Consider the following 10,605-nt stretch of genomic DNA (forward strand, 5'->3'; position numbering starts at 1 on the left):
GGGGATTACCCTCCGTTGACATGAAGAGTAAGAAGCTCGCCGTCGTAGGCGTGGCCACGGCGGCGGCACTGGCCGTTCCCGCGGCCGCCTCGGCGTCCTCCCCCGAGAAGTCCGTGACGGTGACCGTGATGGGCACCTCCGACCTGCACGGCAACACCCTCAACTGGGACTACTTCAAGAACGCCGAGTTCGCCGACGGCAAGGGCAACCACGTCGGCCTGGCCAAGGTCTCGACCCTCGTCGACCGGGTCAGGGCCGAGCGCGGCGCCGGCCGGACCCTGCTGTTCGACTCCGGCGACACCATCCAGGGCACCCCCCTGGCGTACTACTACGCCAAGATCGAGCCGGTCAGCGAGACCGGGAGACTCCACCCGATGGCCCGCGCGATGAACGCCATCGGCTACGACGCGGTCACCTTGGGCAACCACGAGTTCAACTACGGCCTGCCGCTGCTGGCCACCTGGGTCAGGCAGATGAAGGCCCCGGTGCTCGGCGCCAACGCCGTGCACGCCAGGAGCGGCCTGCCCGCCTACCGGCCGTTCGTCATCAAGACGATGAAGGTCAGGGGCGAGAAGCCGGTCAAGGTCGGTGTGCTCGGCCTGACCAACCCGGGCGTGGCGATCTGGGACAAGGCCAACGTCGAAGGGAAGCTGCGCTTCACCGACCTGGTCGCGAGCGCCAGGAAGTGGGTGCCGGTCATCCGCGGGCTGGGCGCCGACGTGGTCGTGGTCACCGCACACGCGGGCGACAACGGCCTGTCGTCCTACGGCGGCGACCTGCCGGTCGAGAACGCCTCGGCGCTCGTCGCCGAGCAGGTCCCGGGCATCGACGCGGTGCTGTTCGGGCACGCGCACAACGAGGTGGCGCAGAAGTTCGTCACCAACAGGGCCACCGGCCGGCAGGTGCTGCTGTCCGAGCCGGGCAAGTGGGGCCAGCGGCTGAGCGTGCTGGACTTCACCCTCGCCAAGCAGCGCGGCCGGTGGGTGGTGACCGGCAAGTCCTCCGCGCTGCTGAACACCAACACCGTGGCCGAGGACCCGAAGATCGTCGCGCTCATGAAGGAGCAGCACGACACCACGGTCAAGTACGTCAACACGGTCGTGGCCCAGTCCAGGGAGCAGCTGTCCGCGGCGGAGTCGCCGTACAAGGACACCCCGATCCTGGACTACATCCAGAAGGTCCAGACCGAGACGGTCGCCAAGGCCCTGGAGGGCACGGCCGACGCCGCCCTGCCGGTGCTGTCGATCTCGGCGCCGTTCAGCCGGAGCGCGGTCTTCCCGGCCGGGCCGGTCAGCGTCCGCGACATGGCGGGCCTGTACATCTACGACAACACGCTGATGGCGGTGAAGCTCACCGGCGCCCAGCTCAAGGACTACCTGGAGTACTCCGCCCGGTACTTCAACCAGCTCGCGCCGGGCGCCCCGGTGGACCTGGCGGCGCTGACCAACGCCGGCGGGACCCCCGACTACAACTACGACCAGCTGGCCGGCGTCACCTACGACGTCGACGTCGCCAAGCCGGTCGGCCAGCGCATCGCCGGCCTGTCCTACCAGGGGCGGCCGGTCGCCGCCGACCAGCAGTTCGTGGTCGCGATCAACAACTACCGGCAGTCGGGCGGCGGCGGCTTCCCGCACGTCACCACGGCCCCGGTGGTCTACAACGCCCAGGTGGAGATCCGCCAGGCGCTGATCGATCACGCCACCGCCACCGGCACCATCGACCCGGCGGCCTTCGCCGAGGCCAACTGGAGGCTCACCCGCGACGGCGCGCCGCTCTTCTAGCGGTTCCCGCCCGCGGAGGTGCAGGGGCGGCCGGTCCTCCGGCCGCCCCTTCCCGTTCCCGGCCAGGGGCCCTTCACCGTTCCCGGCCGGAGGCGGGGTCGCGGTCCGGGCCACCGGACCGCCGTACGGGTCCCGCTCAGCGGGCGGGGCCGTCCTGGCCGAGCCCCAGGTCGTCCAGCTCCTTCAGCAGCGCGGACCTGGAGTCCTGCGGCAGGGCGGGCGCCTTCGCGCGGCGGCGCTCGCGGAACAGCCAACCGCCCACGAGGCCGCCCAGGAATCCGAACAGGTGGCTCTGCCAGCCGATGCCCTCCTGCGGCAGCAGCCCGACGAAGTAATCGGCGAAGCAGAATGCCATGACCACGCCCACCACGATGTCGATCGTGTTCCGGTCGAACAGCCCACGCACCAGGACGTAGCCGAAGTAGCCGAAGATGACGCTGCTCGATCCCGCGCTCACACTGCCGACGTCCGACGTGAGCCACGAGCCGAAGCCGCTGACCACGATGATGAACCCGGTCACGCCGAGGAACTTGACGACACCCCGGTAGGCGGCCAGGAATCCGAAGACGAACAACGGCCCGGAGTTGCCCTGCAGATGTCCCCAGTCCCAGTGCAGGAAGGGCGCCGAGGCGATGTCGGGCAAGCTGGAGAGCTCGCGGGCCTCCCTTCCGTGCTCGTAGGCCAGCCTGTAGCCCGAGAGCGCGTTGGGGATGTGCAGCGCCCAGATGAGGGCCAGGAAGCCGACCATGACCCAGAACGCCTTCCGGGCCTCATCGATCATGATCTCGGCCGTGCGGCCCTTGGCTTCCACCCTGTTCCTCCCGGTTGTCCGCTTCCCGCAGCCGGACCAGTATCCGGGCGCAATGTCACGAATAAAGCCGGGCCGCTCCCTCCAGCCCACCAGACGGCGGGGAAGACGGCCTCCCACGCCCCGCAGGCGCAGGCCGGACCGGGGTCGGACCGGGCAGGGCCGCTCCCCCGCCGGGGCGGGTCAGCCCAGCCGGGCGGCGAGCACCTTGGCGCGGGCGAGCTGGACCTCGCGGGCCTTGCGCGCGGCGAAGTTCAGCAGCGGCCGGGCCCAGGCGTGCACGACGAGCGTGTCCTCGACCTCGGTCCCGTCCCCGGACTCCGCCAGCAGGAACCGGTAGTCCATCCGCACCCCGCCGGGACTGTCGACCTTCCCCTCCACGGCCGCCGGTGCGCTCCGCAGCGTCACCCTGATCGGGTTCTCGTAGGTGAGGCCGAGGACCTTGAACCTCTCCACCGCGACGTAGCGCGACTCGTCCTCCCCCTGCTGGATGTCGCGCACCGCGACGACCAGCGGCGAGAGTCCCACGTAGCTCTGCGGCTGGCTCAGGTGCGCCCGGAGCGCGGCTGGGGTGTTCCGAACATGAAAGGTATGTCGCAAAGTAACTTTTGGCACCGATCTGCCCCCAAATGAAGATCTTTATGGGGAGACAGTAACGGGTTCGGCCATGTACCACCGGGCGTTCTTCTCACCTCGCGCGAGCGAGTCGAGGCGGCGGGGCAGCTCCCTGCGGGAGAAGGGATCGGCGGCGGCGTTGCGGATGTGGATGCCCACGGCGTACATGTCCCGCACCTCCATCAGCGTGGAGTAGCCCGGCCACGACCTCAGGTCGCTGCCGTAGGCGTCGGCGAAGGCGTCCACGTCGGCCGAGGTCAGCCCGAAGCGGCGCTGCCCGTGGTAGGTGTGGACCAGGTCCCACTCCCGGGGTCCGACCGCCACGCCGTCCCAGTCGCACAGGACCACGTGGCCGTCGGCGCAGCGGAGCAGGTTGTCGATCCAGGCGTCGCCGTGCAGCAGCACCGGCGGGCCGTCGGCGTCGAGGTCGGTCCAGCGGTCGGTCAGCTCCGCGATGCGCTCGCTCAGCCAGGCGCGCTGCCCGGAGGTGAGCACCGCCGAACGGCTCACCGCCCCGCGCACCTCCGCCAGCGGGTCGGCGAACCGCTTCAGCGGATGCGGCGGCACCGGCAGCCGGTGCAGGCTGCGCAGGATCTCGCCCAGCTCCGTGGTGGTGGGCCGGCCGCTGGCCGGGACGTAGTGCCAGAACGTGACGACCCGGCCGCCGTGCTCCACCGGCTGCTCGGAGATCTCGTCGGCCGGGCGCACCGCCGGGAACCCCTGGCCCGCCAGCCACCGGGCCACCGCGAGCACCACCGGCAGCCGGGCCCGCGCGCCGGGCGCGGTGGCGATCCGCACCACGATCTCGCTGCGCAGCTTGAAGACCGCGTTGCTGCGCACGCGCAGCAGCCGCGCGCCGCGGTGGTCGATCCCCATCCCGTCGCAGACCTCCCGCAGGATCGCGAACGCCTCCGCGGCGAGTGCGCTCATGAGCCCGCCGAGGAGGCACCGGCGAGCAGGTCCGCCAGCCGGCGCACCGCCGGCGCCTTCCGCAGCCCCGGCCGGATCACCGACAGCAGCGCCCGGGCCCGGTCCACCACGATCGAGGTGCGGTGCTCCGGCGGCACCTGGAGCAGGGCCTTCTCCGCCAGCCGGCAGCCCTCCTCCTCCTGGCCGCCGCGCACCCGGTGCGCGGCCTGGTCGAGCAGGATCAGCACCGGGTCGATGGTGTAGGGGCCGGAGGGACCGGGCGCCCAGTCGACCTCCTCCCCCAGCTCGATCAGCGTGCCGATCCGGTAGAACTGCAGTCTCCGCTCGGAGAAGCGGAACGCCAGGTGGTCGTGGCCCTCCGGAGGCATCCTGGCGAAGATCTGCTCGGCCTCGGCCAGCGCGACCCGGGCCGCCTTGTGCTCGCCCATCCTGGCCAGCGCCCGCGCCTCGGCCGCCGCGCCGAGCGCCGCCGGGGAGCTGGGAGCGTTCCCGGCCAGCATCCTGGCCTCGCGGGCCAGCCGGACCGTCTCGGTCAGGTCGCCGTAGTAGTAGGGCAGCATCGCCTCCTGGGCCCGGACCAGGGCGCGCAGCCGCAGGTCGCCCATGTCGTCGGAGGCGGTGCGGGCGGTGCCGTACCAGGCGTGGGCCTGGCGGGTGTCGCCGAGCTTCATCAGCGCGTCCGCCGAGAGCAGCGCGAGCATCACGGTGGCGTTGAGCAGCCGGCGCTGGAACATCGCGGGCTGCCGGGCGGCGACCAGCGTCCGCACGTCCGACAGCTCCAGCGTCAGCCGGTAGAGCATCGGCAGCGGCGCGCTGGTGATGTACTCGCGCCGGTAGCGGACCACCTGCTCGTCGAGCCGGTCGAGCTGCTCCTCGGTCACGCTCGACACCGCCAGCGTGCGGTCCAGGTCCTGGCGGGCCCGCTCGACCTCGGCCATCAGCCGGCCGCTCATCGCGAAGCGCGAGCCGAGCAGCGCGTGGTGGAACAGCGCGCGCCGCTCGGTGTCGTCGTCACCGCGGCCCGCGGTCTCGTGCAGCGTGCGGGCCTCGCCGCCGGCGACCACCACCACCTTGGCGCCGTCCGCGCCGTCCTCGGCGTAGTCGCCGGCCAGGCCGAGCCGTACGGCGTTGGCGCGGTAGAGCCGCGCGAGCAGCTCGATGGTCTGCGGACGGGGGCGGGCGCGGTGGTTCTCCCAGGCGTTGAGCAGGTCGATGCTGGCCCTCGCCTCGCCGAGGCCCTGGCGCTCGCACAGCTCCTCCAGCTCGCGCACCGCCTCCCTGGCCGACCAGCCGCGGGCCAGCCGGTGCGCCTTGAGCAGGCTCACCCCGCAGCAGCCGTGGATCGCCTGCGCGGTCTGCCACGGAGTCCACTGCCGCGACTCCGCCTGCTCCCGCCAGCGTCTGGCGCAGGCGGGCGAATGTTCCCCTCGGGCCACGGCGCCCCTCCCGGTCGCTGTTCGCACAACATTAACGAGGGCGCACCGCAGAGTAATCAGACCTGTGCACCACAGTTCCTTTACCCGTGGTTTCCGCGCGGAATACCGGCGGGTTCCTCAGGTAATCCACGGTTCCGCCCTCCTTCCGGGGAAGGAAACCGATTGCCGTTCTGCTCTCCAGGCCGCACCCTGCGGGAAAGACAGACACCAGCGCCCGTCGGGGGTGATCCGGATGACGACTGACCGGGGCGAGGCAGTCGACCATTTGCGGCGTCTCGCCGCCCAGCTGGAGGCGCAGTCCTTCCGTACGCGCCTGCAGACGCGGGAGGGGCCCTCCCCGCGCCTGCACGTGATCAATCCGATGGCCCCGGCCAGGACCGAGGACGTGCTCGCCGCCCACGAGGAGGACGGCGAATGGTGGTTCTGGCTCTCCTGGGCGGGACGCATCGGACACGCCGAGGACGTCGCCACGGCGGCCGAACGGGTCGTGAGCGTGCTGCAGGTGATCCGGAGATAGGTGTTTCTTGGGTGGCACATGGGTAACACCCGTGATCAAGAGCAGAAAGGAGCGGCACGTGAAAAGGACTCAGATCATCCAGCGCCCGCGTCCGCCGCGCAAGCCGGTGTCGCTCGACCTCCGGACGCCGTCCGGCCGGGTGCTCCCCTTCTGAGGGGGCTCCGGCCCGGCGCGGCCCGTCAGCCCGGCGCCCCGGGGTCCGGCACCCGCCGGTCCGGGGGCCTCCGCCAGCCCGGCACCCGTCAATCCAGCACCCGTCAGCCCGGCACCCGCCGGTCCGGCGTTCGTCAGTCCAGCGCCCGGGAGAGGTCTTCGGCGTAGAGCCAGCCGGTCGCCCTCTCGTAGAAGTACCGGAGGACCAGCGGCATGACCAGCTCGTTCATCCGGCGGCCGACCGGACCCGCCGTCTTGGCGTCGCGGTTGGCGCTCGCGGCCCTGGCCATCTTCGTCAGGCGGGCACGCCGCTCGCGGTCGTAGCGGGCCAGCGCGGCGGCCACGATGCCCGCACGCGCCCCGTCCCTGCTCCCACTCCCCCGGTCCTCAGCCCCACGACCTGCGCGGCCCTCCCGACCCGTACGGATCTCCTCCCGCAGTGCCCGGCCGAGGACGACGGCGTCCTCGATCGCCATGGACGCGCCCTGACCGGCGCCCACGGGATGCGCGGCGTCGCCCACCAGCACCGTCCGGCCGTCCTGCCAGAGCGGCACCTCGGCCAGCACGTGGTGGAGCACGAGCCGGTGGAGCCCGGTCGTCGCCCGCATGATCTCCAGAGGGACCCGCTCCGACCGGTAGAGCTCGGCCAGCCGTTCCAGCCCGATGTCCGAGGGCTCCCGGGCGTCGGCGACCTGGGCCGACCACCAGATCGTCCCGTCCGGGCGGACGATGTGGACGAAGGCCCCGTTGCGGCCGAAGGTCATGTTGAACGTCCCCGGCTCGGTCGCGGCGCTCCGCGGCACCCCCTCCGACACCCCGGAGATGCCGTAGAGGCCGCCGTAGCGCGGCACCGGGGCCGCCGGGTCCAGCGCCCTGCGGACGGCCGACCAGATCCCGTCCGCCCCGACCACCAGGTCCGCCTCCTCGAAGAGCGCCTCCGTGAGGGGGCCGCCCGCCGGGGAGCCCTTCCGAGGAGCCTTCCCCGCCGGGGCTCCCCCGGCCGAGGCGGTCCCGGCGGAGGCGGTCCCGGCCGAGACGCTCTCCACCAGGACGCCCTCCGGCTCGAACCGCCGGCCCGTGACGATCTCCGCTCCCGCGCGCAGCGCCGCGGCGCGCAGCTCCTCGACCAGGTGGCCCCGCATCAGCGTCACGCTGTTGCGCGGGTCGCCTGACCGGCGCCCGCGGGGCACGTCTCCGAGCAGCCGCCCGGAGGCCCCCCACATCCGCTGGCGCGGCACCTCGAACCCGCGCCCGGCCACGGACTCCGCGCAGCCCAGCGCGTCGAGCGCGCGCAGTCCGTTGGAGGCGAGGCTCAGGTAAGAGCCGACCTCCCCCGCGGGGTCCTCGTACGCCTCGATGACCGTCACCTCGGCCCCCGCCCGCCGCAGCGCGATCGCACTCGCCGCCCCGGCCACCCCCGCGCCCACCACGACCACCTTCACGACATCTCCCTGAATCTAGATTCACCGAATTCAAATTCAGTATGCGGGTTGCTACCGTCGGGGTCAAGAAGGGGCGAGGAGGACCTGTGGGAGTGCGCAAGGCGAAGGCGGCCGAGACCGAGGCCGCGTTGAAGGACGCGGCCCGCCGCCTGTTCGCGGAGCGGGGATACGTGAACACGAAGATCACCGACATCACCGCCGCCGCCGGCCGGGCCACCGGCTCCTTCTACGACCACTTCGCAGGCAAGGAGGAGCTGCTCCAGGCGCTCCTGCGGGACATGAACGACCAGGCCGACGCCGAGATCGCCGCCTACGACCACCCCCGCGACCACGACCTGACCGACCGCGGGCAGCTCCGCGACCACCTCGCCGTCGCCTGGACGGTCTTCCGCGACCACCTGCCGGTGATGGTCGCCCTCCACCAGTCGGCGATGACCGAGAACCTCGGCTCCGGCCGCGCCTGGAAGAGCCTCACCGAGGACACCGCCGTCCTCCGCGACCACCTGGAGTACCTCCGGGAGCGGGGGCACCGGCTCCCCGGCGACCCCGCCCTGGTGAGCGCGGCGATGGGCGCGATGCTCTCGATGCTGGCCTACGCGGTGCTCACCTCAGGCGAGAAGGGCCCGCAGATCACCGACGACCAGGTGGTCGACACCCTCACCGACCTCCTCCTGCACGGCCTGGCGGGCCCCGGGGCCGACCGACCGTAGCGGTGTGGCAGGATCGCGATCATGCGTTACATCGTGATCGGGGCGGGAGCGGTCGGCGGCACCATCGGAGGGCGGCTCTTCCAGGCCGGCCACGAGGTGCTCCTGGTCGCCCGCGGCGCGCACCGCGACGCGCTCGCCCGCGACGGCCTGCGCCTGCTCACCCCCGAGGCCGAGCACCGGCTCGACGTCCCGGTCGCCGACGGCCCGGTACGGCTCCGCGACGACGACGTGCTCGTCCTGGCCGTCAAGTCGCAGGACACGGTCGCCGCGCTGGAGCCCTGGCCCCGGCACGCGCCGGTGGTGTGCGCGCAGAACGGGGTCGCCAACGAGCGCATGGCGCTGCGGCGCTTCGAGCGGGTGTACGGCATGTGCGTCTGGCTGCCCGCCCTCCACCTCGAACCCGGCACCGTGGCCGCCTACGGCGCCCCGAAGTCCGGCCTGCTCCAGGTCGGCCGTTATCCGGGGGGCACCGACGAGCTGTCGGAGCGTTTCGCCGCCGACCTGTCCGCCGGCGGCTTCCTCGGCCTGGCCGTACCCCACGTGATGCGGTGGAAGTACGCCAAGCTGGTGGGCAACCTGGGCAACGCCTACGACGCGCTCTGCGGGGACTGGACCGGCAGCGACCCGGTGATGGAGCGGGTGTTCGCCGAGGGCAGGGCCGTGCTCGACGCGGCCGGGATCGCCTACGCCTCCATGGAGGAGGAGCGCGGCAGGCGCGGCGACCAGGTCGAGCCCCGGCCGGTCGGCGGGGCCGGACGCGGCGGCGGCTCGTCCTGGCAGAGCCTGGCCAGGTCCAGCGGCTCGATCGAGACCGACTACCTCAACGGCGAGATCGTGCTGCTCGGCCGCGAGCTCGGCGTCCCGACCCCGGCGAACGAGGTCCTGCAGCGCGAGGCCGGCCGCTTCGCCCGCGAGCACCTGCCGCCCGGCTCGATGTCCCCGCAGGAGCTCGCCGCCCTCGTCGACGCCGCCCTCGCCGGCACCGCCTCCGCCTGACCCGTCCGGCACCGCCTCCGCCTGACCCGTCCGGCACCGCCTCCGCCTGACCCGTCCGGCACCGCCTCCGCCTGACCCGTCCGGCACCGCCTCCGCCTGACCCGTCCGGTGCCGGCGGGACCTCGCGTACCCTCCTTGTCCGTCGTGCCGGGGACCTCCGGAGAACCGGGTGTGACCGGTGTCACTCGAACACCGGGCCGCCGGCGGACAGGGACGGACGTGGACCATTCCCTGCGAGAAAGAGTGCGGTCCGGGGATCCGGCCGCGTTCGGGCGGCTCTTCGACGAGCACGCCCGGACCGTCTACCGCCACGCCCTGCGCGTGTCGGGTGATCCCTCCGCGGCCGAGGACGTCGTTTCGCTGACCTTCCTGGAGGCCTGGCGGATCCGGAAGCGCGTCCTGCCCGGCGACGAGAGCCTGCTCCCCTGGCTGCTCGGCATCACCACCAACGTCCACCGCAACGTCGCCCGCAGCGCCAGGCGGCACCGGGCGGCCCTGGAGCGGCTGCACGAGAACGACGTCACCCCCGACTTCTCACACGAGCTGGTGGAGCGGGTCGCCGACAGCGAGGAGCTGCGCGCCGTCCGCGCCGCGCTGGGGCGGCTGCGCCGTACCGACCGCGAGATCTTCACGCTGTGCGTCTGGTCGGGCCTCGACCACGCCGCCACCGCCCAGGCCCTGGGCGTCCCCGTGGGGACGGTGCGCTCCCGGCTCTCCCGCGCCCGCGCCCGGCTGCGCGAGCTCACCGCCGAGGAGCTGAGGAAGTCGCGCTCCGGGACGCAACGCCGCGACGGCACCGGACAGGTACAGGCAGGCCGCCGGAGCGCGGCCCGGTCGACACAGGAGACAGCCCGTTGACTTCCTCCCCCGCCCTAAAGGCGGGGGATTCCAGCGGTCGCCCGCTGGGGTTCCTGCTTCACCGACGACCGCCCCGTCCGGGAGGACTCCCGTTGAGGTCTTACACCGTCTCCACAGGCAGACGCCGCCAGCCCGGCGGCCAGGATGTTGCGTGCCGCGTTCACGTCGCGGTCATGCACGGCGCCGCAGTCGCACGTCCACTCGCGGACGTTCAGCGGCAGCTTCCCGCGGATCGTGCCGCAGGCTCCGCACAGCTTGGAGCTGGGGAACCAGCGGTCGATCACGACGAGTTCGCGCTCGTACCAGGCGCACTTGTACTCCAGCATGGAGCGCAGTTCCGTCCACGACGCGTCCGAGAT

General features: G+C 72.5%; 11 protein-coding genes. 5 read left to right on the plus strand and 6 right to left on the minus strand.

Annotated features, from left to right (window positions below; genetic code table 11):
* Positions 1-20 precede the first annotated feature (20 nt).
* The gene (locus IEZ07_RS33010) at positions 21-1,781 is read left to right on the plus strand and encodes a bifunctional metallophosphatase/5'-nucleotidase (protein ID WP_191898377.1); all 1,761 of its coding nucleotides are present in this window, start codon (positions 21-23) and stop codon (positions 1,779-1,781) included.
* 136 nt (positions 1,782-1,917) lie between these two features.
* Here the strand turns inward: IEZ07_RS33010 and IEZ07_RS33015 are convergent, their stop codons facing one another.
* The 4 genes from IEZ07_RS33015 to IEZ07_RS33030 form a co-directional block, all read right to left on the minus strand.
* A complete protein-coding gene (locus IEZ07_RS33015) occupies positions 1,918-2,592 on the minus strand; it encodes a rhomboid family intramembrane serine protease (RefSeq protein WP_196469600.1) in 675 nt (224 codons plus the stop codon).
* Between the two features lie 180 nt (positions 2,593-2,772).
* Positions 2,773-3,117: an SRPBCC family protein gene (locus tag IEZ07_RS33020; protein ID WP_239321197.1), complete on the minus strand. Its 345-nt coding sequence runs from the start codon at positions 3,115-3,117 to the stop codon at positions 2,773-2,775.
* A 111-nt stretch (positions 3,118-3,228) separates the two neighbouring features.
* On the minus strand, positions 3,229-4,134 hold the full coding sequence (locus tag IEZ07_RS33025) for a phosphotransferase enzyme family protein (protein WP_191898379.1): 906 nt from the start codon (positions 4,132-4,134) through the stop codon (positions 3,229-3,231).
* Entirely contained in the window at positions 4,131-5,570 is a 1,440-nt protein-coding gene (locus IEZ07_RS33030; RefSeq protein ID WP_191898380.1) for an NsdA family TPR-like regulatory protein, read from the minus strand. The genes IEZ07_RS33025 and IEZ07_RS33030 overlap by 4 nt, the downstream gene beginning before the upstream one ends.
* A gap of 232 nt (positions 5,571-5,802) precedes the next feature.
* Here IEZ07_RS33030 and IEZ07_RS33035 point away from each other — a divergent pair, with 232 nt between their 5' ends.
* Positions 5,803-6,087: a hypothetical protein gene (locus tag IEZ07_RS33035; RefSeq protein WP_068903509.1), complete on the plus strand. Its 285-nt coding sequence runs from the start codon at positions 5,803-5,805 to the stop codon at positions 6,085-6,087.
* A gap of 287 nt (positions 6,088-6,374) precedes the next feature.
* Here IEZ07_RS33035 and IEZ07_RS33040 read toward each other — a convergent pair whose 3' ends face one another.
* On the minus strand, positions 6,375-7,682 hold the full coding sequence (locus tag IEZ07_RS33040; protein ID WP_191898381.1) for an FAD-dependent oxidoreductase: 1,308 nt from the start codon (positions 7,680-7,682) through the stop codon (positions 6,375-6,377).
* Positions 7,683-7,768: 86 nt separating this feature from the next.
* Between IEZ07_RS33040 and IEZ07_RS33045 the strand changes: the two genes are divergently transcribed.
* The 3 genes from IEZ07_RS33045 (at position 7,769) to IEZ07_RS33055 (ending at position 10,246) form a co-directional block, all read left to right on the plus strand.
* Positions 7,769-8,392: a TetR/AcrR family transcriptional regulator gene (locus IEZ07_RS33045; RefSeq protein ID WP_191898382.1), complete on the plus strand. Its 624-nt coding sequence runs from the start codon at positions 7,769-7,771 to the stop codon at positions 8,390-8,392.
* A 21-nt stretch (positions 8,393-8,413) separates the two neighbouring features.
* Positions 8,414-9,388 carry a ketopantoate reductase family protein gene (locus tag IEZ07_RS33050; RefSeq protein ID WP_191898383.1) on the plus strand — a complete coding sequence of 325 codons (975 nt, stop codon included), beginning with the start codon at positions 8,414-8,416 and terminating at the stop codon, positions 9,386-9,388.
* A gap of 219 nt (positions 9,389-9,607) precedes the next feature.
* Positions 9,608-10,246 carry an RNA polymerase sigma factor gene (locus tag IEZ07_RS33055; protein WP_191898384.1) on the plus strand — a complete coding sequence of 213 codons (639 nt, stop codon included), beginning with the start codon at positions 9,608-9,610 and terminating at the stop codon, positions 10,244-10,246.
* A 14-nt stretch (positions 10,247-10,260) separates the two neighbouring features.
* Here the strand turns inward: IEZ07_RS33055 and IEZ07_RS33060 are convergent.
* The coding region (locus IEZ07_RS33060) for an RNA-guided endonuclease InsQ/TnpB family protein (protein ID WP_191898385.1) at positions 10,261-10,605 on the minus strand (345 nt) is incomplete at its 5' end.

Source organism: Planomonospora parontospora, assembly GCA_014647935.1.
Classification (GTDB): domain Bacteria; phylum Actinomycetota; class Actinomycetes; order Streptosporangiales; family Streptosporangiaceae; genus Planomonospora; species Planomonospora parontospora.